We start from the raw sequence: 25,966 nt of genomic DNA, 5'->3' as shown, positions 1-25,966 counted from the left end.
TGCTGTTGCACTTGCAGTGCAACTCCCAGGAAATCTTCGATTTCCTGTGCTCCCTAAGCGGAACTCGGGGAATCCAGGGTATTTTTTGAATCCTATTGCATAAAGATCCAACTTACTCACCGGCCGCAGGCCGTTTTCCGTGTCTTCCGTGGTTAATAAATGGTAAACAAAAATACTTGATATTATATTTGACCCATTCCTTAACTCAAAAAAAGATGTTTTGGAAACTGTCCTGCCTTAGCGGATACTTCCGTGGTTTCTGTGATTAAAAAAAGGTTTTGAGGTAATCCGAGACTCAAAAAAAGGTTCATGCGGACAGGACGTGTGGGATTATTCCGAAAAGGAAGACGTTTACGAAACCGTGAATCACCGTGATAAAAGGAAGACTTCTGGTTTTCTGAAAGGTATAGCCCATGAAAAGTCCGACCCCGGCCGTGTATAACATTTCATAAGGAGTTCCATAGCCCGAGTGCATAAGCCCGAACAGGAGACTTGCGACAATCATTCCGTTTTTCAGCCCAAAGCTCTCCTCAAGCCTGGTTTGCAGGATCGACCTGAAGATTACCTCTTCTATGAGCCCCACGAAGAAGACCATTATAATTGTGAGTTTCAGGACGTTCAGGAAAGAAAGGTCAGGGATCAAATAACCCACGTGGATGGTGGAATATTCTCCGTACCCGAGCAGGAAACCCAGGGGAACTGCGAGAAGCAGGTAGGTCCATGTCTTTTTATTGAAGACCATCCCCATCTGTTTCCAGGTAAATTCCTGAGCCCTTGCGGCCACAGCCACAGGGATTGCGAGAGGCCCGTAGATGAATATAAAAGAGTAGAGCGTAACGTCAAAGAAGACGGGCATCGAGAGGTTGACCAGGCGGAGGACGGGCAGCAGTGTCAGAGCCTGATGTATCCTGTTCATCTGCCGGTCTTTTACAAGCATGGTTGAAAGGGTGAGTGCAATGATGGTCCCGATATGGACCCAGGTCGCAGCCCCGGCCTTTCCGGCATAGAGGAGAATTTCCGCAAGGGCGATAAAGAGGATGGGAATCCCGGCAAGGACCTTTTTGTTCTGAAAGTCCAGCTTTTTGCTTTTTGTTTCCGTTTCCTTTTCGGTTTCCTTCCCCGGAAGCTCTGCCACATTTTCAGGAACCTTAAGTTCCCTGCTGCCACCCGTAAGGTTTGGGTTTTCAGTTTCCATCAATTTAAATCAATCCGTTTTTTCCGTCCTCCGCGTCCGTCACGTTTATCCAGAGGTGCAGGTCGCGGTAAGACTCGTTTTTCTCGGTATCGTTGAAGAGCAGGAACTCAAGTTTCATGTCAGTTCCCTCAAAGGGAGGCGTAATGTCCAGTGTCCGCTCCCAGGTCTCGTTATGCGCGAGGTTTATGACGGCCCGGTCTCCGGGAATTTCCAGCGAGACGTTTTCAAGCCTCAGGTCCAGGGTATAGTTCAGGACCCGGTACTCGTGGTTCACAACCCCCACAATCACGGTCCCGCTCTCCCCGGGCGCGTAGTGCGTCGGGTAGTCGTCCGCCATCCCGCCGGGCCCGAGGATGTAGAACTCCGTGAAGTGCTCTCCTTCCTTCGGGGTAACGATTACGTAGACGAGGGTCATGACCGAGGCCAGAATGGATAAAATCAGGATAATTGTAAGGATTTTGTCGGTTTTCGACTCGGGCTTTTCCAGGACCTCGGCCTTTAAGGCCAGCCAGTAGGAAGTAAAGGACACCTCGAAAGATTCTTCCCCCTCCGGCATGTTTTCCCGTCTCCAGAAAGCTATCCCGCACATGACAAGGGTGAAGACCGAGAGGCATACGAGGATTGGAATAAGCCTGATTCCCCAGGGCGTGTAGTTGAGGGCGAGTCCTATGAGAGGTACCACGGCAATGCTCAGCCCGAAGGAGAGCGCTATCCTTTCTATTCCGTCCAGGTCTTTTTCCGCGGCAAAGAGAGCCGCAATAAGCGCGTAGCCCGGAAGGAACAAAACCATGGGCAGGCCCAGGGCTGTTCTTATGAATGTTTCGTTCAGGCCCGGAACGAGCACGAAGAGATCAGTTAAAAGTACCAGGCACACAACGCCCAGCAGGTCCGATGGAATTTTTCTGTTTCCTGTCATTTGCCCTCGTTGATTAAAAGATTTTTAATGGTTATTATATTTTTGCCGGGTTTTATTAAGTTATTTTCTTAATTTTTGGTTTTTTAGGGGTTTCTTGAGAGGGCGGGTTTCCTTTTTGGGCCTGTTTTCTGAAATTTCTTTTTATTTTATATGGAGAGCGCTATAAAGCTTTTGTATGTTTAAAGGTTTTTGTGTTTTGTGTTTGTGAAGTTTTTGGTGTGTACATTCAAACCACGGAAATTCACGGAAAAGCACGGAAAAAGAATGCAGGAAGACGACAAGTACGGTTGTTCGGGCTTTTTTCAATCCATTTTTCAGGAGTCAAGGAAAAAAACCACGGAAATTCACGAAAAAAGAATGCCTGAAGACGGTATTAAGGTTGCTCTGGCGTTTTTTAGTTTACTTTCAGGAGTATGGGAAAAAAACCACGGAATGACACGGAAAAGCACGGAAAAAGAATGCCGGAAGACGGTATTAAGGTTGTTCGGGCTTTTTTCTATTCATTTCTCAGGAGTCAAGGAAAAAAACCACGGAACACACGGAACACACGGAAAAAGAATGCCGGAAGATGGCAAGTACGGTTGTTCGGGCTTTTTTCTATTCATTTCTCAGGAGTGCTGGAAAAAAACCACGGACCACACGGAAAAAGAATGGCTGGAAGATGACAAGTACGGTTGTTCGGGCTTTTTTCTACTCATTTCTCAGGAGTCAAGGAAAAAAACCACGGAACACACGGACCACACGGAAAAAGAATGCAGGGAGACGGTATTAAGGTTGTTATGGCGTTTTTCAATCCATTTCTCAGGAGTGCTGGAAAAAAACCACGGAACACACGGACCACACGGAAAAAGAATGCCGGAATACGGTATTAAGGTTGTTCTGGTTTTTGTGATCAGAAGTCTCAGGATATAATGCTGAGTGCAGTTCTCTGTTAATCCTTGCTGTGTTTTTTTGGGTGGAGCTGTTTGGTGTGTGTGTTTCAACCACGGAATGACACGGAAAAGCACGGAAAAAGAATGCCGGAATACGGTATTAAGGTTGTTCTGGCGTTTTTCAGTCTGCTTGAGCGTAGCGAAACGGACCCCGTGCTCCCGAAGCGGAACTCGGGTAGCGGAACTCGGGTAGCGGAACTCGGGTAGCGGAACTCGGGTAGCGGAACTCAGGCATGGAACACACGGAAAAAGAACGGCCAGAAGACGGTATTAAGGTTGTTCTGGCTTTTTTCAGTCCACTTTCAAAAATCGGTCGTGGGGCTCAATCATTGAAAACCGGTTGCAGAAGAACTTTCCGAAAATATGCATAATCAAGCTGAATGTGTCTGTTTTCGCACTCATGATCAATGACTCACGGGCACGGCCCGATTTTTAAAATAAACAGTAATTTGTGTTTTAGAGGGGGATTCCTCAAATTTTTGATAATACACATTCATCTAACCATGCTGGGATAGACTCTCCATTTGATAATATCAATGAATTATTTGGCTTTTTTTCAGCGATTAATTGCATCTGTATTGAATTGTCAAAAATGTATGCTCTTCTGCAATGTTGTAAAGCAGCAAATAAATTGTCATGTGACCGCGTGTATCGACCCTGAATTTTATCATGGGGAACATCATGTTCTCCCTTTAACACTCTTTCTTCCACACGACCGCAATTGATACAAGAATCTACCGTACTTACGAAATATAAATATACTTGCCATCCACAACTATTTGCTTTTTTAAGAAAATCTATTTTTGATGAATGTGAAAGAACAGTTTCATATGAAAACGAGGTCTCTTTTGAGTTTATATAACAATGCCGTAGATAATCAGCCAACATTGCACCCATATATGAACTTCTTTTTGTTATGTTAAAACAATTGTTATTAATTTTGACATCTTTGATGTCAATCTTGATGTTGTCGTAAAATGGAGACTGAGAAATAAAATCTCTAAAATCGTTTTCATCAACATTTAATCCAAAGTAGTTGAAATCAATCAAATCCATCGAATTGAGATCATCAGGATTTATCTCAAACAGCAGAAGACTCCTTCCTCGACAGTTCCGGCTTTGGCGGAACTGGCAGGTGGGAGATGAATGCGTCGAGACTACGGGGGCCGGATTCTATATTTTTTTAACGTGGTACTGATTGGTCAATCCAACAGAATCCTTTGCCGTACTTTACAATTTTAACTTTTTGAATATTTACTACTTTGGATGATTTAATTGCTGAGGCTCGAAGTTTCACATACTTTCCGTAATTTTGTGCTCCAGCTACATAATATAGCTCTCCTTCGTACTCAACTAAATCCATTGGCTGAATTGGATAATGATTTTTCCTTATGCTGTACCTTCCTTTCTTTGTTTTCCTACCCCTATACACTCTCAAATTTTCCCCGTTAAGATTTTTGTTTCTGGTAGTTCTTCCAGAATTTAATTCCTGTCCGGTTTTTTGAGTGCCGTCCCTCAAATCAATATACTGCGCATCGTAGAATTTCGAGAGGCTTCTGTTATTTCTTCTTATTTGTAGTATTTCATGGGGAGCACATCGAGCCTGAGTTTCCCCTCCAGCAATACAGAAAGCATCGGTTGAATGAGTTTTCTCAAGATTAAGCTCGTACCTTTTCGCTTTTGTGACATATCCGAAAGTGTGTTCAACATCATACTTTTCTTTTAAAATATCCACGAGCTTCCAGCGTACCATATTCATGAATGTAGCATCTTTGAAGCCTCTTACCTTTGGTTTCCATGTTAAAAGGAATCCTTTGTGGTTTTTTTGAGTATGACACTTATTGCAAAGTGTGATAAGGTTCTCAGGCCGATCAGAACCACTGTTACTTCTGTACTGGATATGATGCACCTGGAGCAAAGGCTGTTTTGATTTGTTTTTGCAGTCCGGGTTCTGGCAAGAGTATCCGTCTCTGTGCAAAATATAAGCCCGAACGTTATCGTAGCCTGCCTGTTCCCCTTCCTGATACTGTTTGCCTTCAATTTCCGGATTTTTGATTTTTTGAATGTCGAAGTTCGCAACCTCGACAACGATTTTTGTAATGGGTAAGATTTCGGCAAGATCCTCTATTAATCTAATATGGCTTTCAAGCTTATGCTTGATAGATGGAGCCAACCAACCTTCTTTGTTGGTGTTTTTGTTGTACCCCGGTTTCCTGTGTCTTATCTGGTTTCTTCGGTTTCCTCGGTACATTCTCCGTTCATCGTTTCGCTCTGGCATTCCAGCAAGAAGTTTTACCTCTCCTGAAATAAGTTCTTCTTTTTCGGAAACTGCCGAAAATCCTATGTTAAGGAACCCAGTATCGATTCCCAGGGTTATTTCCTGAGTATTTTTTCCCGAATGATAAAGAAGTTTGATAGTGAAAGGATTCCTTTGTACCACTTTTGCCCCACCTGATTTAAGTAATATTCTTGCTTTCCTCGGGGTCGTGGGCATTAATGGCTCGTTGTGTATATTGATGACAAATATTTTCATAGATTTGTCCTCCTTGATTGGAGTGGGTCCACATCGCCACTGTTATACTGGCTTGTTAATGACCTGAACACTTCCCCTTCCTCTCAGGGATGTTTAATCCAGATCGAAATCTCCGAGAACGTGTGGAGTATCCTCGAATATCATGACCAGTATAACGAAAGGCTATTCAACCAGGGACTTGTCGAAACAAGCCCCTTCCTCAAAAACCTGAGCCATTAGGCGAAGGTTTTAGGGAGGGGTAGTTGACGTGACGGAGAGGATTAATCAGTCTATGTTTTTCTTTGATAAACTGATTAACCAATGTTGTTTTGCCAGACCCGTTTGGACCTGCAAATACCCTCATGCGTTTCATAAACAGTATCTTCTTTTTTCAGGAATTACTGAACTTTTCTTTATTTTTTGGATAATGTCGGTTTTTCCGTCTGGATGCAATTTGACAATAGATTCGCCTTGTTGTATCGTTACCGACCTTCCCTGACTAAGTGCATTTTCTCTCGCATTATTGGAGGCTTCTCTTGCAACTCTGGCGAGAAAATTGCGCTGCCGTATTTCATATTGATTGATTTGAGCTTTATTTGCTAATGACATTATAGTGTCCTCCGTTTAGCAAATTCATCCGATATCCTCCAGATGTACACAAATATATAATTAATTTGTCAAATTGTCTAATTGACTCTACATCTTGGAGGGTTAATCATTATGTAATGGTTGTATTGAGCTTATCAACGACAACTGCATATAAACTATTCTCATATATTCATGATGTGGGGCCCATTATATATTATCGCTATACATAATATATCCATAAATACATTTTGTATTGATTCCCCCTATTTTGTTAAAATTTTTGTATCTATCCAGCGTAGAAAAAAAGGAGCCGAAAGATACTGATTATCAGGTTTCAACTGTCTCAGCAGGAGCCTCCTTCCTCGACAGCCGGAGGCTGACAGGTGGGAGATGAATGCGTCAAGACTACAGGGGCCGGTTTCAACAGGGTACTGAAGGATCAATCCAACAAAGCCCTTTTCCATATTTCACAATTTTGACTTTTTGAATATTTACTACTTTACCTGATTTGTTTTCTGAGTCCCGAAGTTTCACGTATTTTCCGTAATTTTGTGCTCCTATAACATAATACAAACGTCCTTCGTACTCAACTAAATCCATAGGTTGAATATGATAGCGTTTTTTCCTTATGCTATACCTTCCTTTCTTTGTCTTTCTGAGCCTGAAAGTCCTTAGATTTTCTCCATTAAGGTTTTTGTTTCTGGTGGTTCTTCCAGAATTCAATTCCTGTCCGGTTTTCTGAGTGCCATCCCGTGAATCAATATATTTGGCATCGTAAAATTTCGAAAGGGACCTGTTGTTTCTTCTTATTTGCCGGATTTCGAGAGGCACGGATCGAGCCTGAGTGCTTCCTCCAGCAATACAAAAAGCATCGGTTGAATGGGTTTTCTCAAGATTAAGCTCGTATCTTCTGGCTTTTGTTATGTATCCGTAAGTTGCTTCAACATCATACTTTTCTTTTAAAATATCCACAAGCTTCCAGCGTACTATATTCATAAATGTTGCATCTTTGAAGCCTCTTACTTTTGGTTTCCATGTTAAAAGAAATCCTTTGTGGTTTTTCTTAGTGTGGCACTTATTGCAGAGTGTTATAAGGTTGGCAGGTCGATCTGAGCCACTGTTACTTCTATATTGAATGTGATGGACCTGAAGCAAAGGCTGTTTTGCTTTGTTTTTACAATCGGGGTTCTGGCACTTATAACCGTCCCGATGTAGAATGTAAGCCCGGATATTGTCGTATCCTTTTTGCTCACCTTCCTGATACTGTTTGCCTTCGATTTCTGGATTTTTAATTTTTTGTATGTCAAAATTCGCTATTTCAACAACGATTTTAGTTATTGGGATTATTTTAGAAAGATCCTCGATAACTCTTATGTGACTTTCAAGCTTATGCCTGATAGATGGAGCTAACCAGCCTTCTCTGTTTGTGTTTTTGTTGTACCCAGGTTTCCGATGTCTGATCTGGTTTCTTCGGTTTCCTCGGTACATTCTCCGCTCTTCGTTTCGCTCTGGCATTCCAGCAAGAAGTTTTACCTCTCCTGAAATGAGTTCTTCTTTTTCGGAGACTGCTGAAAAACCAATGTTGAGAAAACCGGTGTCAATTCCCAATACCACATTTTGAGTGTAGTTATTAGTTGGATATAAAAGTTTGATTGTAAAAGGATTTCTTTGTACCACTTCTGCCTTACCTGCTTTAAGCAATATTCTTGCTTTTCTAGGGCTTGTTGGCATCAGGGGCTTATCGTATGAATTTTTGACAAATATCTTCATTAATTTGTCCTCCTAAATTGGAGTAGGTCCACATCGCCACTGTTATACTGGCTTGTTAATGACCTGAACACTTCCCCTACCTCTCAGGGATGTTTAATCCAAGTCGAAATCTCCGTGAACGTGTGGAGTATCCACGAATATCATGACCAGTGTAACGAAAGGCTATTCAACTATGGCTTACTGAAGCAAGCCCCTTCCTCGGCAGCCGGAGGCTGACAGGTGGGGGTAGTTGACTCGAGCAGTTGCAAATAACGATTTACAACAAGGTAGTTGACCTATTGGAAGAGGGCAATGGTACACCTACTTTACCTTTACTTACTGTAATGCTTCATGGAATAGCAATGAAGCATTGAAATTATTTCGTCAAATATTTCTGATGCTTAATGTATTTCTTGATACCTTTGACAGATTGAGCACTTCTTTTACATTTATGATAGATATTATATAATGTAATATGGATACTAGTTATATCTATTGGGTGCTTTTACGTACCATACCAATTAACACGTCAAAACTGGTGTCTCCAATTAACATGTTTGAAATGGTGTCTGCGTCAAAATGTGATAGAGTTCCATTCCCATTTTTGGTTGTGGGTCGTGTCCTTGAGTCGTATATTAAATCTGAAAAAACAAGCACATTCTCCGTGTTTAAGAAAAATGCATAGAGATTTTTATGCTTATGGTTGTCAGTAACTCACGGACACGATCCCTTAATTTTTGCTGCTGTTTTTGATGAGGATCTGTTTGGTGTGTGCATTCAAACCACGGAAAAGCACGGAAAAGCACGGAAAAAGAATGCCGGGAGATGACAAGTACGGTTGTTCGGGCTTTTTTCTATTCATTTCTCAGGAGTCAAGGAAAAAAACCACGGACCACACGGACCACACGGAAAAAGAATGCCGGGAGACGACAAGTACGGTTGTTCAGGCTTTTTTCTATTCATTTCTCAGGAGTCAAGGAAAAAAACCACGGACCACACGGACCACACGGAAAAAGAATGCCGGGAGACGACAAGTACGGTTGTTCAGGCTTTTTTCAATCCATTTTTCAGGAGTCAAGGAAAAAAACCACGGAACACACGGAACACACGGAAAAAGAATGGCCGTAAGATGGTATTAAGGTTGTTAGGGAGTTTTTTAGTTTACTTTCAAGAATCCAGAGTGGTTTTTGAATGATATGAGATAAAGGACCAACGTACTCACCGGCCGAAGGCCGGTTTCCGTGTCATTCCGTGCCTTTCCGTGGTTAAGAGCTCTTATGACACTGATTCTAGGTAAATAACTTGGAACGACATAAGGTATAATTCTGAATGCAGTTATCCGTCTAATTCTTGCTGTGGTTTTTGGTGAGGTGCTGTTTGGTGTGGAAATTCAAACCACGGAAGGACACGGAAATGCACGGAAAAAAACAGCCGGTAGACGGCTATTACGGTTGTGCTGGTCTTTTTTAGTCTATTTTCAAGAATCCAGAATTGGATTTGAGTCTGAGTATATAATGGACCAACGTACTCACCGGCCGAAGGCCGGTTTCCGTGTCATTCCGTGCTTTTCCGTGGTTAAGAGCTCTTATGACACTGATTCTGGGTCGAGAACTTCAACCGACATAAGTTCTGATGCTGATCTCAGTTCTCTGTTTAATTCTTTCCGTGTGTTCCATGCCCGAGTTCCGCTTCGGGAGCACGGGGTCTGTTTCGCTCGTTTCACTCACTCAAGCAGACTAATTCTTTCCGTGTGTTCCGTGTGTTCCGTGGTTAAAGTCCGCTTGCAACTGATTCTGGATCGAGAACTTAAAACAACCAGGATCTAACGCTAAGTGCAAATTTCCAGTACATTCTTTCCGTGTGTTCCGTGTGTTCCGTGGTTAAAGTCCGCTTGCAACTGATTCTGGATCGAGAACTTAAAACAACCAGGATCTAACGCTAAGTGCAAATTTCCAGTACATTCTTTCCGTGTGTTCCGTGTGTTCCGTGGTTTAAAGTCCGTTTGCCACTGATTCTGGGTCGAGAACTTCAACCGACATAAGTTCTGATGCTGATCTCAGTTCTCTGTTTAATTCTTTCCGTGTGTTCCATGCCCGAGTTCCGCTTCGGGAGCACGGGGTCTGTTTCGCTCGTTTCACTCACTCAAGCAGACTAATTCTTTCCGTGTGTTCCGTGTGTTCCGTGGTTAAAGTCCGTTTGCCACTGATTCTGGCTAGAAAACTTCAAACAACATAAGGTCTGATTTTTATTTTTTCTACCCTTTTTTCTTCATGTATCCGTTTTTCCGGGATGCCCCAACTCAATAAACCCTGCCTCCCCTCGAAGTTTCACAAGCCATATTCCAGGTGCCGGATTACTCAAAGCAAATCCCAAACCCTCTCCTGCTCACCCCAAAGGAATCTTCCCCTCCCGGCCCGGAACCCTCAATTTCCCAAATATCCCCCGCCGCAAGTTTCCAGAAAGAATTTCCTACCAGGCAGTGCCCCTTCCAGGCCTCCCTGAGAAAAGCCCTTTCCCTTTAAGAGCAATATACGTTTCATGCTCTTCTTTTTCCCAATTTTCTTTTCCATTCTTTGCTTTTCTCGCATCAATATCTTACGCAGAAGCTTCCGTTTTCTGCCCTCTTCTCTATATTGTCTCCGATTTTATATTATCACGTTACCTCCTCCGTATTCTACTCCGTCTCATTTTAAATTCTTTTTATATATATCAATAATTTTATATATCTTGCTACTGATTGTAATCGTAAAAATTATATATGTGAACAGGCTGACTATATCAAGAAAATTATTGTAATGTATTTTTAAAAAACCCAATACCAGTAAAAATGGAGTTGTACTAATTTGAAAAATGCGCTGGCCCTGGAAAACCCCTCTCCTAGAGTAACTGTTCTCCTCCCCGCCTTCAACGAGGAAGTCTCCATCGGCAGCGTCGTCCTCCTTACGAAAAAGTACGCCACCCGCGTCCTCGTCATAGACGACGGCAGCTCGGACCGGACAACTGAGGTCGCGAAACTGGCCGGGGCCGAAGTAATTGTGCACGAAACGAACAGCGGCAAAGGTGGCGCCCTGAAAACCGGTTTTGAAGCCGCCTTCTCCATCGGAACCGACGTGATTGTCACCATGGACACCGACGGCCAGCACAACCCCTCCGACATCCCAAAACTCGTGGCCCCAATCCTGGCAGGCGATGCCGACATGGTAAACGGCAGCCGCTACCTGAATGGAAACGATGAAAACACTCCGGCCTATCGCCGAATCGGCCAGACCGTTCTCGATAAGGCCACAAACATGAATTCAGGGGTCAATGTGACAGATTCCCAGAGCGGGTTTCGGGCCTTTGCAGCTTCCACAAAAGATGTTTTCCGCTTCAAGGCAAACGGCATGGCGATAGAAAGTGAAATGCTCGCTGATGCGGGAAAAGCCGGGTTGAGGATCACGGAAGTTGAGATTGTGGCCCGGTATGATGTGGATTGTTCTACTGAAAATCCTATCTCGCACGGACTCGGAGTTTTATTGAAGATTTTAAGGGATATGGAATTTAACAGGCCTCTTTATTATTTTACTGTGCCCGGGATTATTTTTGGGGTCACAGGGCTTTATATGGGCCTGGGTTTTTTGCAGACTTTTTATCTTGGAGGCCAATTGAATTTTGGGCCTACTATGTTGATGATGGTTCTGACTATTATTGGGACTTTTATGGCGTTTACAGGAATTATGCTTCATTCGATGGCCGGGTTGATCAGGGAATCAAAAAGCATGTGAATGATGGATAGCAAGTAGTTACGGGATGTTCTTATATTCTATTTAATCTATATGCTAAAGTGATTTTATGGTTTTAAAAATAGCAATTATTGGATCACGTGGAATTCCTGCAAAATATGGGGGTTTTGAAACTTTTGTAGATGAAATTAGCAAAAGACTTGTTGCTAAAGGATATGACATTTATGTCAGCTGTGAGGGTGGAACTACCCCAAAGATCCCCAAATATAATGGAGTCAATTTATTTTATTTCCCATTAAAACCTTTTTGCAGAGTTATCTATGAAACAATTTATGATATTTATTCTTTAATTAAGTCTTGTTTTATTTGTGATTACATTTACATGTTGGGTTACGGTGCAGGGTTTTTCTTTTTTATCCCTAAATTATTTAGAAAAAAGTTTTTTGTTAATGTGGATGGCATTGAATGGAAAAGGGACAAATATAATAAACTTGAGAAATTAATTCTTTATCTTAGTGAAATATTTGCTGTTCATTTCTCAGATGTTATAATTGCTGATTCAGTTGAAATTAAGAAATACATCGAATTAAAACATGGAATAAATGCTGTATACATTTCATATGGTGTTGACCAGCCTCCAATTGAGTTGTGGAATCCCTCCAAATTAAAAGAGATCCACGGTGTTAATAGTTTCACAGATCTTGAAAGTAATAGTTATTATTTGGTAGTAGCAAGGCTTGAACCTGAAAATAATATCCATGTTATAATTGAAGGTTTTTTATTATCAAACACAACAAAAAAATTAGTAATTGTTGGTAATTTTTTAAGCCGAAAATATGAACTTTCTATTGATGAAATCATAACTGAGTTAAATGGGTATGATCGAGTAATATTTACTAAAGGAATATACAACAAAAACTTATTAAATATGTTGAGGCAAAATTGTTTTGCTTATATTCATGGTCATTCTGCTGGTGGTACAAATCCTTCCCTTTTGGAAGCAATGGCTATGAAAAACATTATAATTGCTCACGATAATGAGTTTAATAAAGAAGTTGGCAATAAAAGCATACTTTATTTTAAATATTCTAATGATTTAAGTGAGCATATAGAAGAAATTGAAATTGACTTTGGGAGATATTTAATACTCAAAGACGATTCACAAAAACAAGTAGTAGATAATTACTCATGGAATAAAATTTCCGATGAGTATGATTATCTTTTTCAGAAATAAACCAAGAGTCAAAAATTCAGCACTTATTATATTTTCTACTATGCATTTAACTGTTTATATCATTAATTGGTTTTAAAATAGGGATTTTATGAATATTTTGCTAATTAATTATATGGAAACTGCAGCTGCAGGTGGGATCAATAAAACGGTTAGAGAAATTGCCAAACATCTAACCGAGAGAAATCATTGTGTAACAGTCCTTCAACCTAATGCATCAAATCTTTTTTCTGAAGAAATCTATGATGGATTCAAGATTTTGCGAGTTAAATCTAGAGTTGGACATTATTTTTATGATTTAAGCCCAGAAATCTTCTTTTTTTTAATAAAAAATATAAAAATACTGAATCCAGATATTATCCATGTTCATGGTTATCATACATTGTTTTCCCCTGAAGTTATATTCACAACAAAAAATGTGCTAAAGATAAATGTTCCTCTTGTTTTTACATGTCATTATGACCCTTTAAATCGTAATACACTTGCAGGAAAATTACTTGGGGAGTTTTATAATAAATTCATAGGTGCAAAAATTTTAAAGTCCACTAATCAGATTGTTTCGGTTTCAAATTATGAAGCAAACAGCATCAATAAAATTACGCAGTGTGCGAATATAATCGTGATCCCTCACGGGGTTGATTTGATTGATATTTCTAAAGCAAAGAGCAAAAAGGATTTTATTAAACTTCTTTATGTTGGGTATCTTTTAGATTATAAGGGAGTTCAGTATATTATCGATTCTTTACATGAATTAATATATCTGCGTAATATTCAAAACGTGAAGTTGACCATAGTTGGCGAAGGGCAGTATAAAAAAAATCTGATAAATCTCTCTAAAAAATTAAAAGTTTATGATTACATAGAATGGAAACCATTTTTACCTAGCTCTAAAGTTATGGAAGAAATGAAAAATGCAGATGTATTTCTTTTGTTATCTAAATCAGAAGGATATGGAATTGTTGTAGCTGAAGCTTTAGCAATGGGGACGCCAGCAATAGTTACAAATGGAACAGCATTAGAAGAATTTACTAAAGAACAGGGCTGCTTGGGTGTAGATTATCCTCCAAAACTAGGAGATGTTGCAGAATTGATTCTAAATATTTATGAGAGTGAATTATGTGTAGGACCGTTTAGCAATAAAATAAGAACGTGGGATCAGGTAGCAGAAGAATACGAAAGAACATATATCAGGTTAAGATATATTAAATAAATATATTTCTTATCTGAAATATTCTTGACTATAGTCTTGAACGCAACTATTCACACTTAATTTCTCATAACGAACTCGAAACACAATGCTTCGGACTAGAAAATAGGTCAGTTCAACTTCAAGTGTAATTCTTTGCGTAAATGACTATAATTCAATTTATAGTGATTACAGTATAAATCTTAAAATCTGAATTTCATAAACTATATCCTCTATTATCAAGATCATCCAACAACATAGAACCTGCTTTCGGTAGAAACACACAAATGAGACCTTGATCTGTACATCTGAGTCATTTTATGGAGGGAAACCCTTCTATTTTGACATTGTTGGGCATTAATTTATCCTTATTGTGTCTAAGGACTCGTCATAGAACAACTTCTGCATATTTCCAATTGAACCGATTAATTTTCAGGGCCAAGGGCTTCAATTGAAGCTACAATAAATGGTAAATTGTATAGGTTATTTCGTTGCGGGTCCTAAATATTAAAGTATTCGCTATAGTCAGAATCAATATTAATATGATGGAAATATTTGTTTTTGTTTTATAAGGATTGTTCGATATCATGGATAATATAAAGACTATCAAAAAAGGAAAGATATTACTAATTTCCAATAGTTTCCCACCAGTGAATGACTCTCATACACGTAGAGTTGAATATATAGTAAAGTGCCTTGATAAATTTGGATGGGATCTTAATGTTTTGACATTGAATCCTCCAAAGAACCTTCCCTATGCAAGTCTCTGTTCCATCAATAAAATTCCTTCGAATATTGAAATATTTAGGACTTATGCTGGAATAATAAGTGAAATGTATTATGACATGTTTAAATCTTCCTCCAATAATAATCCCCAATCTAATACTAAATATACCCTAAATAAAATTTCTCTCAAAAATATGCAAAATTTCATCTCTAAATTTATAAATATTTCTTTGCTATTTGACTGGTATCCGTTTGCAACTATAAGTGGAATTAAAATTACTAAAAAGTATGATTATGACATCTTAATATCTTCGGGGAGTCCTGTTAATCATTTAGTGGCTTATACAATCAACAAAATAAGAGGCTTGAATTGGGTTGCTGATTTTGGAGACCCCTGGGTCTTTGAACCAACATACAAAGATCAATCTAGTAAAATTAAATTTTTAATTGATTGGTGGTTGGAAAAATGTATTTTAAATAAGGTCAATAAGTTATGTGTTACTACTGAAGAAACAAAGCAAAATTATTTGAAGAACTATACTTTTATGGATGACAATAAAATTTTAGTTATCCCTATGGGGGTTGATTATACCTTTTTCAATAATATAGATCCAGAATATTCGGAAAAGTTTAGAATATTGTATGCAGGAACGATTTCATCAATAAGAAATGTAATCCCTTTTTTAGAGAGCTTGAAGTTAATTCAGAAAAACATTGAATTGAATAAAAATATTGAAGTTATATTTGTTGGGTCAATAGGAAATAAATATAAAGAACTAATTAAAAATGAAAATTTGGAGGACATTATCTCATTTGGAGGTTTTGTATCTTATGAAAGATCTTTGTCCCTCATGAAGGGGGCTAATTTGTTGATTTCTTTTGGTAATAAAGGTGGACTACAAATCCCGGGGAAATTATTTGATTATGTTGCTAGTAAAACACCATTTCTGTGGATAAAGGAACAGGAAAATGATCCTGCATTGCCTTATATTGAGAACCTAAATCGAGGTATAATTGTTGATAATAATTGTGGTGATTTATATTCAAGTATAACAATGATTTATAATCTGTATAAAAGTAATAATGTTGAAAATACCTTTGATTTAGAGACCTTGGTGCCTGAGTTTTCGTGGGACAAAAGGGTCGAGATTTTAGATATATTATTGAGTGGGTTTATAAAATGAGACTCGAGAATATACTTCAAATTAACGATTGGCATTTTAAAAAGTTCCTTATTGTTGTGTCTATGATACAACTTGCGACATGGGGTACTATAGGGTTAGATTATATTGGTTTACAAATTCCAATCTTAAGGCCATTAATTACTTTTATCTATCTCATATTCATACCAGGTATCATTATCTTGAGATGTCTCAAATTACATAATCTCGGTAATATCGAGACGTTGTTATATGCGGTTGGATTGAGTATTACAACTTTGATGTTCATTGGTTTTTTCATTAACACAGTTTATCCCTTTTTTAATATTTCTAAACCCTTTTCTCTTTTTCCTTTGATAATAACGATAAGTATAGTGGAATTTATTTTAATCATTCTGTGTTATAAGATTGATCAAAATTTCTCAAATCCCAGTTTTATTAATGTTAAAGATATATTATCACCAACATTTTTAATTTTAATTTTAATTCTTTTTTTAGCGGTATTCGGAACTTATTTTGTTAATTTTTACTTTGTAAATACCCTTCTAATGTTTCTTATTTTTTTAATTTCTATCATAGTGCTTTTGATCGGATTTGATTATTTTATCCCATCAAAATATTATCCTCTTACTATTTTTATAATTGCGCTTTCCCTTCTATTCCATACTTCTTTGATTACGATGTATATCTCGGGATGGGATATTCAAAATGAGTATCATATTTCAAATTTGGTTATTGAAAACTCCTTGTGGGACTCAACAATTCCGTTGCCTGTAAACGCTATGCTTTCCATTGTGATACTCGCACCAATTTTTTCTATTATCTCCGGAATGAGTCAAATATGGGTATTTAAAATAATTTATCCTTTGTTATTTTCTTTAGTTCCTCTTGGTTTATACCGAGTATATCAAAAGCAGACAAATGATAAAATTGCATTTCTGGCATGTTTCTTCTTTATTTCACTATTTACTTTCTACACTGAGATGCTCTCCTTGGCAAGACAAGAAATTGCAGAATTATTTCTAGTTTTATTGATGCTTTTAATGATTGATAATAAGATGAATAGAATGAAACATTCAATATTATCAATCGCTTTTATCTTTTCACTTGGTACATCACACTACGGATTATCTTTTATTGTTTTGTTTTTACTTTTTACAACATGTCTTTTGCACTACTTTAATGTACTACCAAAACATCAAAACATGACAAATATTACAAAGGCCACATTTGTTTCACTATCTTTTATTATTATTTTTTCATGGTATATTTATATCTCGAATGCTAATACATTTAATACCTTTGTATTAACTTTTAGAAACATTGTAACCCATACTATTATAAGTTTATTTAATCCAACAGATGTACAGGGATTAGATATATTAACAAGCAAAACAGGATCTTTGTTGCATGAAATCACCAAATATCTTCACATAATTTCACAAGTATTTATTACAATTGGGATAATTGCTTTATTGTTAAAACAAAGCAAAATAAAAATGAAATTTGAAAACGAATATATAATATTTAGTGAGCTGAATTATGTATTACTTCTTGCAGGTATCGTAGTTCCACTTTTTGCAAGTTCACTCAATACGACAAGACTATACCAAATATCGCTTATATTTTTAGCGCCGTTTTTTGTAATTGGTGGTTTAATTCTTTTTAATTCAATAAATAACTCTATCAGGGTATTCCGAGATAATCAAGTTGTAGTAAATCCTTTTAAGTTATTGTCTGTATTTTTATCGATATACTTACTTTTTAATTCAGGATGGGTTTACGAGTTAGCAAATGACGATTGCAGGTCGATTTCACTTAATATCATGGCGGATGGCCCTCATTATAATGATCGGGAAATTACAGGTGCTAAGTGGTTAAATAGTGTAAAAGTAAGCGATTCTTTTTCCGCTGACGAATATAGGCATTTATTGTTAATGGGCTTATTGAGAACATTCGAATTTCATCCGCTTAGTGATGACTTTTCTGGAAAAGATTTATATTTATATGTTGGAACTTTTAACATAATGAAAAATGAAGTAGTGGTTCACATTACAAAAGGGGAGATTCATACAAGGGAATTAGTCAGTTTAGAACATCTCATCTTTAATATAAATAAGGTTTATGATAACGGTGGTTCGCATGTTTATTATTGATGAATTTTTTTAATTCCGTCTATGGTACCTTTTAGGAGGGAAAGAAATGCATTTATGTTTTTATGATATACAATATATATACCACTCGAAAGCCAAAATTGAAATCCAAAAAAGTACAGTAAAAACGAAAGATATTGTTTTCTAGTGGCATGTTGTTTCATGAACCAGAACATATTTCTTGTCATATGATATTGAGTAAATCCATTTATTTTTTTACTTGTAGAACCTCCTTTATGCCATATTTTTGCCTTTGGAACATAGATCACCTTGTATGATATTTTATGAGCTCTAACACATAGATCGGTTTCCTCCCAGTATGCAAAATAATCTTTGTTTAGACCACCTACTTTTTTAAAAACTTCGGTTTTTGCAAGAAGAGCGCAACCACTTACATAATCAACTTCTGTTATTTTGTTATATTCTCCTGTATCTAGTTCATTATATCTTAATATAGAATCTTTGCCCTTATTCCATCTAATTTTCGCACCTGCAGATTGAATTCTATTAGGTTGATTATAATAATATACCGTTGGTCCAAGAATACCAATATTACGGTCACTTTCTGCGATCTTTATCATTTCATTTAAAAAATCCCTCTCTACTACAGTGTCGTTATTAAGCAATAATATGTATCTTGTTTCTCTTTCAATGATCTTTCTAATTGCAACATTGTTTCCTTCGGCAAACCCAAGGTTTTGTTCATTCTCAATAATTTCTATTTCTGGATATAGTTTATTTAAGCATTCAATAGATGTATCAGTTGAACTATTATCTACGAGTACCACTTCATAATTTGGATATGTTATCTTTTTTAGGGACTCAAGGCATTCGATAGTGTCTTTTTTTCCATTCCAGTTTAGGATTATAATGCTGACTCTAGGATTATCCATTTTTGATCCCCCATATTAATACAATGAATTAAAAAACTAAGTTTTGTCACACTGCTGCCCTCACACATCTATCTTTTCTAAATACCTTACTATCTTACTTGCTCTGATTTTCCAGGAGTTATTATCTAATAATTCTTCGCGCTCCTTTTCATTATATTTAGTAATGAATCCAGTGTTTATCATATCATTAACAACATTTAGTAGCTCTTCTTTAGTTGAATAAAATGAAACGTATTTTGAAAATCGCTCTATTTCTTTATAATATATTGAGATTATAGGTTTATTATAGTTAATATATTCATATAATTTTACAGGGTCCACTGACATAACTAATTTATTAACTCTAAAGGGCATAATCATGCAATCAAATTCTTTAATATAAGAGTATAATTCATCATGATTTACTGGCCCATGAAGTATTATTCTATCATGGAACCAATTCTTGTTATTAACATCAACTGGCCCAATAATATGAAATTCTATATTTTCAATATTTTGTACACAGAAATATAATGAATCAAAATCAAACCATGAAGACACAGTTCCAATATAACATATTTTATATATACTTTTTTTTATTTTTGACTTATCCGGTGAGTCGATATTCAACTTATTCCCACCAAAGGCATTTCTAATTAGTATAGTCTTATATTTGCAATATTCTCGATTGTTTATAATATGCATAAGATTTTCACTGGATACAAAAATAGTCGACGAGTCCCGTATAAGTTTAATCTCTAAATTTATAAGTTCAGACTTTATACACTCATCATTATCAAATTCTCCAACATCATCCATGCAATCATATATTATTTTAGATTTATGATCTAATGGAATAACTTTGAATAAATCTGGAAATGTGATCCATATGTAATCCGGCTTGTATATTTTCAAGACAAATTCAATGTATTTTTTTATAAGTAATCTATCTATAGTGTTCAGCAGATCTATTCTGTTTCGAAATGGGACATGAAAAATCGCTCTTAATTTTAAATCATCCTTTTTGTTTTTCGTCAAATGTGATCGTTTCATGTGTGGATACATAATAAGAGTATCATATTTTTTAGATAATTCTTCGGCAATATAATGAGGTCTTTGTTTAATCCAGTCCCAATCTACGTGCATGAAATAAAGTATTTTTTTATTCATGTTTCATTCACCATTTGTTTTTAGGTTGTCAAAATGTATTCGGTTGAGATTTTTTTCCCGAAATCTACAGATTCCTATCTTCTTTCTATCTTTCTTTGTAGCACGTGTTAGTTCCGATGTACAAGTGATTTTGACAATCAACGCCTTAAAATTATTGAAAGATATGTGCCCCTGCCTAATAGTGATAATGTCAATTATATCAATTTTGATAAAACAAATCTTATCTTTTGATTACCTGATTTAATAACTTAAGATCATCTTTTTCAAATCCTCCGATCACTAAGAATGAGATGAAGTATATGATTACTGCTAATGGAATCAATAAAAATATTGAATATGAACTGAAACTGTGTATGAAAATACCCATTAAAAGTCCTGAAATAATTGATTTTACAATTGTTGTAGGTACTGTATTGAATAATTTTTTGTTTATTTTATTTAATCTAAAAATAAAAAATAGACCAACTATAAATTCAGTGGCAACAGTTGAAATTGCTGCTCCTACATAACTCATTGAAGGTATTAGCATATAATTAAAAGTTATATTAAAAACTACTCCAACAAATGTATATATCATGAGAGTTCTTTGATTATTTGTTGAATTTAATAATGTCCATGGGGCCAGATCAATAAGACCCAGTACACTAGCCCAAATAAGTATTTTTAAAGCTATTACTGATTGAGAATAACCCGTTCCATATATTAGATAAATGATTTGATCTGCAAGTATGGTTGTTCCGATTCCAATAGGTATTGCGAGAAGGATCAAAAACTTTAACGATTTTTGGAATGCCAGATTCATTGAGTCTTTAGAACTGATATAATATTTAGAAAAAACCGGAAACATCGCAATCGTAAAAATAGCTGAAACAGAACTAAGTGCATCTATCAATCTGTAAGATGCAGAATACCACCCGACGGCAGAATCATCTTTCATTAGTGAAATCATTATAATATCTATTCGATAATATATTATCACAAAAAAAGTAGCTACCCAGAATGGCAGTGATTCTTTCAATAAATATTTCCAGAAATTCCAATCAATTTTTACTTTTGATACTGGAAACTTCCATATGTAAATAATAATATTAATTCCTAATACAATTGCACTGACTGCAATATATATGATGGAGATATCAATAATATTGAGATCATTTTTAATGGCAATAATAATTCCAATATACATTAATAAACTCGAAAATATCTGACTCAGGGAAACATACTCCATTTGCTCAAAAGCTTGGAATATTGCATGAAACATTGCGGAGAAGTTAACGCAAATAGAAGACAATGCGATCAATTGTACTACTTTTATTGTTTGCTCTGGATAGTTAAGGCTAGTTACCATTATCGAGATAAGTCCAAAAGTAATAATGGACAAAAATGATCTAATTAATAAAACATTCCATAAATATATCCCAACTTGAGATTTTTGGCGTGACACGTCCCTTGTAATTAGCGTGTTTAACCCTAAATCCGCACAAAGAATAAAGACTCCTGTAAATGCAAGCGCAAAATTCAGTTTTCCGAATCCTTCAGAACCCACTCCTCTGGCTATATATATAGTGTAAGCAAAGCCAAGTATCATAGAAATGATCTGCGCTATGAGTAATACTAAAGTGTTTTTGGTAACTTTCTGAACTGTATTCAATGATGTGCCTCATTTATATTTTTGTAGTGTTTTTGAATAACTTACTCAGATCTCAAAAGGTTTTAAATCAGCTGCTAAACACATCATAGATGTTTCAATTCATTATCTTGAACAAAAGTATGTTAACTTTTGATCAAATTGTGGATTGTTTTTTGTTGCAACTTTGCAAAAAAGCCATCATAAAGAGATTTATTATTTTAGATATTTTAAGACTCATCGTTTTCTTCATTTTATATATTAACCTTTGTTCCAAAATTTTAACCGGAGTTTATAAGATCTCATGAAAATCGGGATGTAACTATGGATATTACCTAAGCCTAACAATAAATTAATTAAGTTATAAACTCGTTTCGTTCAATTTTGGCGTTGCCACATATTGAATTGGCTCGTCGATTGGTACTTTCTATAAGAAAGAAACCATTATATGGCATCTTGTTATGGAGATTATGTGTTAGACCCTATGTGGTAGGAAATTAGCTATTTTTGTTATGCACTCATTCATTTGAGTAGTTCCATGTTTCTTGCTTTTATATTAAATTGTTTTGAATTGTTGCTCAACATAATTAATTTTTTGTTAAACCATATGGATTATGTGTCACTTGATGCAGCTTTATACTACAAAATATAAACTCCGGTTTAAGCGCATATAATCATTTATACAAATCTATGATCTCGATTGATAACGATTTTGAAATCACACCAAAAGGATGATGTGCTTAAAATTAAGTGCATAATTCAACATCAAAAGACGACTATGTGCCTATAAGTGCGGAACTAAGGTATGGGTCAAATAATAATATCAAGGATTTTTGTTTACCATTCCTTAACCACGGAACATACGGAAAGACACGGAAACCAGCCTGATGGCCGGTAAGCACGCCGGTACTTTAAATAATCAATTCAAAATTCATTGTGGACAAAACGCCAGAGCAACCGTACTTGCCGTCTTGTGACCTTTCTTTTTCCGTGTGTTCCGTGGTTTGAATGCACACACCAAACGCCTCCATCAACAAAAACACAACCTGTATGAATAGATAGCAATTCCCGAAATAAAATTTGAAGTTATATTTTTAACATTCCTAAGGATATAAGATTCCTATAAACCTCTGATTTTTATCGAATTTCTACTGGATCCTTTTTTTGATGTTGCTGCACTAACATCCCGGCTCTTATTAAACTCTCAAAAGTCCCTGCATCACTCCAGAAGCCTCCAAGAACTCCATACTCCATATCCCCTTTCTTTATGTAGTAATTGTTTACATCTGTAATCTCAAGTTCCCCTCTTCCAGAAGGATTGAGTGTTTTAACTGCGTCAAAAACATCAGAGTTATATATATAAAGTCCTGTAACTGCAAAATTTGTCTTTGGCATTTTTGGCTTTTCCTCAATCCCTATTACTTTCTCACCCTTCAGTTCAGCTACTCCAAACCTGTGAGCATCAGTGACTTCTTTTAGAAAAATCTTGGCACCACCATTGAAGTTTTCGACATCCTCTTTGATGTCGTTCTGGAATATATTATCTCCAAGAATGACAGTTACACTATCACCATCCGCAAAATCTTCGGCCAATCCCAGTGCTTGGGCAATGCCTCCTGCTTCTTCCTGTATTTCATATGTGAATCTCACTCCAAAATCTACACCTGATCCCAGAAGTTCGAGGAAGTGCCCGGCGTGACCTCTTCCGGATACGATCATTATTTCCTTGATACCCGCATTGATCAGGGTCTGGATGGGGTAGTAGATCATCGGTTTGTTGTAAATTGGCAAGAGGTGCTTGTTTGTAACTTTGGTAAGGGGGTAAAGTCGGCTTCCGGTTCCGCCCGCGAGTATTATTCCTTTCATGTGCTTCTCTCCTTCAAATAAGCTTCAAGTGCTTCTTTCCAGTGCCTCATGGGTTTGGTTTTGGTATTTACAAGAACTGAGTACTCAGGACGTTTTGCTCTTCTAGGGAATTCTTCACTGTTACAGGGAGTTACATTATCGATAATAGAAGACGCAAATTCGTACCAGGAACAGATCCCATCATTTGTAATATGATAAATTTCAGGGTCAAGTTCAATTATTTCTTTTATTTTAGTGGCTAGATCCATTGTATAGGTAGGTTTTCCAAATTGATCATTGATAACCTTTACAGTATCCATTTCTCCAGACAATCTCAGCATAGCTTCAACAAAGTTTTTCCCATGTATTCCAAAAAGCCAGGAAATCCTTATGATTCTGTATTCATCCATATTTTCGATGATCTTCCTTTCACCGATAAGTTTTGAGTGCCCGTATACATTAATTGGATTTGTGATCTCAGACTCTACATACTCTTTTTTGGAGCCGTCAAAAACGTAGTCGGTGCTGAAATGAACAAGTGTTGCACCCACCTTGGCGCAGGCTTCTGCCATGTATCCAGGTCCGTATCCGTTGACCTGAAATGCAAGTTCCTGGTTATCTTCACAGCCATCCACATTTGTGTAGGCAGCTGCGTTTATGACCACATCAGGTTTTATTTTCAGAATCGATTCAATAACCTGCTCTCTGTCTGTAATGTCAAGATCCTTATGTGTCAGTTTCACAGCATAGGGAAACACTTTGCAAAGGTCTGAGCCAAGCATCCCATTGGCGCCGATAATCAGCGTTTTAATGGTTCCCACCACCATCTATTTTCGACATACCACCCGACTGTCTGTTCCAGAGCAGTGTCAAAATCATATTTTGGTTTCCAGCCCATTTTTTCCAGTTTGTTGCCGTCAAGGGAATATCGGAAATCGTGGCCTTTTCTGTCTTCGACGTATTCGATTGAGGACTCGTCTTTGTCGAGCATTTTTAGAAGGCGGTGGGTGATTTCAAGGTTTGTAAGTTCGCTTCCGCCATCTATGTTGTAGATTTCTCCGCTGCTGCCGTTGTGGAGGACAAAGTCTATTGCGGAACAGTGGTCTTCGACATGGATCCAGTCCCGGATGTTCAGGCCTGTGCCGTAGACTGGGATTTTCTTTCCTTCCATTAATCTGCTGATGAAGAAAGGAATCAATTTTTCTGGATACTGGTAGGGGCCGAAGTTATTGGTGCAGCGGGTTATGCATAAGGGCAGGCCGTATGTTGTGTAATATGACATTGCAAGCAGGTCTGAACCAGCTTTGCTTGAGGAATAAGGGCTTGAAGGGTTCAGTATATCTGTTTCAATGAAGGAGCCTTCTTTAATACTGCCGTAGACTTCATCGGTTGAGATGTGGATAAATTTCTTGAGCTCATGCTCAAGAGCACATTGAAGCAGGGTGTTTGTACCAAGTACATTAGTTTTTATGAAAACCGAGCCGTCTTCAATTGAACGGTCCACATGGCTTTCGGCTGCAAAATGAACCACACAATCTACTTCTTTCATTGCTTCGCTGACAATATCCGGGTCGCAAATGTCTCCTTTAACAAAAGAATAATTCGGATCGTTTTCAAGGTCTTTGAGGTTAGCAGGATTCCCGGCATAGGTTAATTTATCGAGATTTGTTATTTGATAATCCGGGTATTTTTTCATCATGTGGCGAATAAAATTGCTGCCTATAAATCCACAGCCACCAGTTACCAGTAGTTTCAAAATTGTCACCTTTTTAGTTTTTGACACAAAATGTTGGGTTTAAGACTGAGTAAGAATTATCAGATTGAAAATTCATTTTAGCATGTTCCAATTCTGGCAGAACTTTATCCTTGTCTGATAATACTATATCATCATCTTTTATTTTCCAGTCAATACTCAGTCCTGGATCATTATAGACGATACCGCCTTCGGATTCGGGATAATAGTATTCATCACATTTGTATGCAAAAACCGCAGTTTCGCTCAGAACGGAAAAACCATGAGCAAAACCCTTTGGGATCAAAAATTGTTTTTTATTTTCGGCAGAAAGTTCAACTCCTACCCATTCTCCAAATGTTGGGGACCCCTTTCTAAGATCGACAGCAACGTCATAGACCGTTCCCTGTAATACTCTTACCAGTTTAGCCTGGGAATAAGGTTCTAACTGGTAATGGAGTCCTCGAACCACACCATAGGAGGATTTTGATTCATTGTCCTGAACGAAGTTGTATTCCTTCCCGATTAAATCATCAAGTGTCTTTTTGTTAAAGCTTTCAAAAAAATAGCCCCGTTCATCCGCAAAAACTTTGGGTTCCAGTATAAAGAGGTCTTCTATTTTGTTTTTTATTAGTTTCATGTATCCTCCT

General features: G+C 37.1%; 20 protein-coding genes. 6 read left to right on the top strand and 14 right to left on the bottom strand.

All coding sequences use genetic code 11. The annotated features are described in order from the left end of the window. Window positions 1-307 precede the first annotated feature (307 nt). Window positions 308-1,195: a lysostaphin resistance A-like protein gene (locus ACZ5QV_RS06225; protein WP_464601709.1), complete on the bottom strand. Its 888-nt coding sequence runs from the start codon at window positions 1,193-1,195 to the stop codon at window positions 308-310. A 4-nt stretch (window positions 1,196-1,199) separates the two neighbouring features. Continuing rightward, on the bottom strand, window positions 1,200-2,111 hold the full coding sequence (locus ACZ5QV_RS06220; RefSeq protein WP_464601708.1) for a DUF1616 domain-containing protein: 912 nt from the start codon (window positions 2,109-2,111) through the stop codon (window positions 1,200-1,202). Window positions 2,112-2,375: 264 nt separating this feature from the next. Between ACZ5QV_RS06220 and ACZ5QV_RS06215 the strand changes: the two genes are divergently transcribed. Beyond that, a complete protein-coding gene (locus ACZ5QV_RS06215; protein WP_464601707.1) occupies window positions 2,376-3,023 on the top strand; it encodes a hypothetical protein in 648 nt (215 codons plus the stop codon). A 491-nt stretch (window positions 3,024-3,514) separates the two neighbouring features. On the opposite strand, the gene ACZ5QV_RS06210 is transcribed toward ACZ5QV_RS06215, so the two are convergent. The 5 genes from ACZ5QV_RS06210 to ACZ5QV_RS06190 form a co-directional block, all read right to left on the bottom strand. Beyond that, the gene (locus ACZ5QV_RS06210) at window positions 3,515-4,099 is read right to left on the bottom strand and encodes a hypothetical protein (RefSeq protein ID WP_464601706.1); all 585 of its coding nucleotides are present in this window, start codon (window positions 4,097-4,099) and stop codon (window positions 3,515-3,517) included. A 127-nt stretch (window positions 4,100-4,226) separates the two neighbouring features. Further along, window positions 4,227-5,576 carry an RNA-guided endonuclease IscB gene (iscB, locus tag ACZ5QV_RS06205; RefSeq protein WP_464601705.1) on the bottom strand — a complete coding sequence of 450 codons (1,350 nt, stop codon included), beginning with the start codon at window positions 5,574-5,576 and terminating at the stop codon, window positions 4,227-4,229. Window positions 5,577-5,924: 348 nt separating this feature from the next. Further along, complete coding sequence (locus tag ACZ5QV_RS06200) at window positions 5,925-6,164, bottom strand: hypothetical protein (protein ID WP_464601704.1); 240 nt, start codon at window positions 6,162-6,164, stop codon at window positions 5,925-5,927. Window positions 6,165-6,563: 399 nt separating this feature from the next. Further along, a complete protein-coding gene (gene iscB / locus ACZ5QV_RS06195) occupies window positions 6,564-7,913 on the bottom strand; it encodes an RNA-guided endonuclease IscB (RefSeq protein ID WP_464601703.1) in 1,350 nt (449 codons plus the stop codon). 2,402 nt (window positions 7,914-10,315) lie between these two features. After that, window positions 10,316-10,462: a hypothetical protein gene (locus ACZ5QV_RS06190; RefSeq protein ID WP_464601702.1), complete on the bottom strand. Its 147-nt coding sequence runs from the start codon at window positions 10,460-10,462 to the stop codon at window positions 10,316-10,318. Between the two features lie 273 nt (window positions 10,463-10,735). Here ACZ5QV_RS06190 and ACZ5QV_RS06185 point away from each other — a divergent pair, with 273 nt between their 5' ends. The 5 genes from ACZ5QV_RS06185 (at window position 10,736) to ACZ5QV_RS06165 (ending at window position 18,073) form a co-directional block, all read left to right on the top strand. After that, a complete protein-coding gene (locus ACZ5QV_RS06185; protein WP_464601701.1) occupies window positions 10,736-11,656 on the top strand; it encodes a glycosyltransferase family 2 protein in 921 nt (306 codons plus the stop codon). A 67-nt stretch (window positions 11,657-11,723) separates the two neighbouring features. Then, complete coding sequence (locus tag ACZ5QV_RS06180) at window positions 11,724-12,848, top strand: DUF1972 domain-containing protein (RefSeq protein WP_464601700.1); 1,125 nt, start codon at window positions 11,724-11,726, stop codon at window positions 12,846-12,848. 112 nt (window positions 12,849-12,960) lie between these two features. Continuing rightward, on the top strand, window positions 12,961-14,055 hold the full coding sequence (locus ACZ5QV_RS06175; RefSeq protein ID WP_464601699.1) for a glycosyltransferase family 4 protein: 1,095 nt from the start codon (window positions 12,961-12,963) through the stop codon (window positions 14,053-14,055). Window positions 14,056-14,618: 563 nt separating this feature from the next. Next, window positions 14,619-15,941, top strand: a complete 1,323-nt coding sequence (locus tag ACZ5QV_RS06170) for a glycosyltransferase (RefSeq protein ID WP_464601698.1) — start codon at window positions 14,619-14,621, stop codon at window positions 15,939-15,941. A gap of 350 nt (window positions 15,942-16,291) precedes the next feature. Next, the gene (locus ACZ5QV_RS06165) at window positions 16,292-18,073 is read left to right on the top strand and encodes a DUF2206 domain-containing protein (protein WP_464601697.1); all 1,782 of its coding nucleotides are present in this window, start codon (window positions 16,292-16,294) and stop codon (window positions 18,071-18,073) included. Here ACZ5QV_RS06165 and ACZ5QV_RS06160 read toward each other — a convergent pair. From ACZ5QV_RS06160 to rfbC, 7 genes are all read right to left on the bottom strand, one after another. Then, window positions 18,067-18,963, bottom strand: coding sequence for a glycosyltransferase family 2 protein (locus ACZ5QV_RS06160; RefSeq protein ID WP_464601696.1), 897 nt, complete (start codon window positions 18,961-18,963; stop codon window positions 18,067-18,069). The two genes, ACZ5QV_RS06165 and ACZ5QV_RS06160, sit on opposite strands and share 7 nt — an antisense overlap. Before the next feature lie 60 nt (window positions 18,964-19,023). Continuing rightward, window positions 19,024-20,112, bottom strand: a complete 1,089-nt coding sequence (locus ACZ5QV_RS06155) for a glycosyltransferase family protein (protein WP_464601695.1) — start codon at window positions 20,110-20,112, stop codon at window positions 19,024-19,026. Between the two features lie 220 nt (window positions 20,113-20,332). Continuing rightward, on the bottom strand, window positions 20,333-21,763 hold the full coding sequence (locus ACZ5QV_RS06150; RefSeq protein WP_464601693.1) for a flippase: 1,431 nt from the start codon (window positions 21,761-21,763) through the stop codon (window positions 20,333-20,335). A gap of 1,113 nt (window positions 21,764-22,876) precedes the next feature. Continuing rightward, window positions 22,877-23,605 (bottom strand): sugar phosphate nucleotidyltransferase, encoded by a 729-nt coding sequence (locus ACZ5QV_RS06145; protein WP_464601692.1) that lies wholly within the window; start codon window positions 23,603-23,605, stop codon window positions 22,877-22,879. After that, complete coding sequence (gene rfbD, locus ACZ5QV_RS06140) at window positions 23,602-24,411, bottom strand: dTDP-4-dehydrorhamnose reductase (protein WP_464601691.1); 810 nt, start codon at window positions 24,409-24,411, stop codon at window positions 23,602-23,604. The genes ACZ5QV_RS06145 and rfbD overlap by 4 nt, the downstream gene beginning before the upstream one ends. Continuing rightward, window positions 24,384-25,340 carry a dTDP-glucose 4,6-dehydratase gene (gene rfbB / locus ACZ5QV_RS06135; protein ID WP_464601690.1) on the bottom strand — a complete coding sequence of 319 codons (957 nt, stop codon included), beginning with the start codon at window positions 25,338-25,340 and terminating at the stop codon, window positions 24,384-24,386. Before rfbB ends, rfbD begins: the two co-directional genes overlap by 28 nt. A 13-nt stretch (window positions 25,341-25,353) precedes the next feature. Then, a complete protein-coding gene (rfbC, locus tag ACZ5QV_RS06130; protein WP_464601689.1) occupies window positions 25,354-25,956 on the bottom strand; it encodes a dTDP-4-dehydrorhamnose 3,5-epimerase in 603 nt (200 codons plus the stop codon). Between the last annotated feature and the right edge of the window lie 10 nt (window positions 25,957-25,966).

Source organism: Methanosarcina baltica (assembly GCF_055394095.1).
Note: the sequence above shows the minus strand (reverse complement) of the source record. Positions and strands in the feature narration are given on the sequence as shown.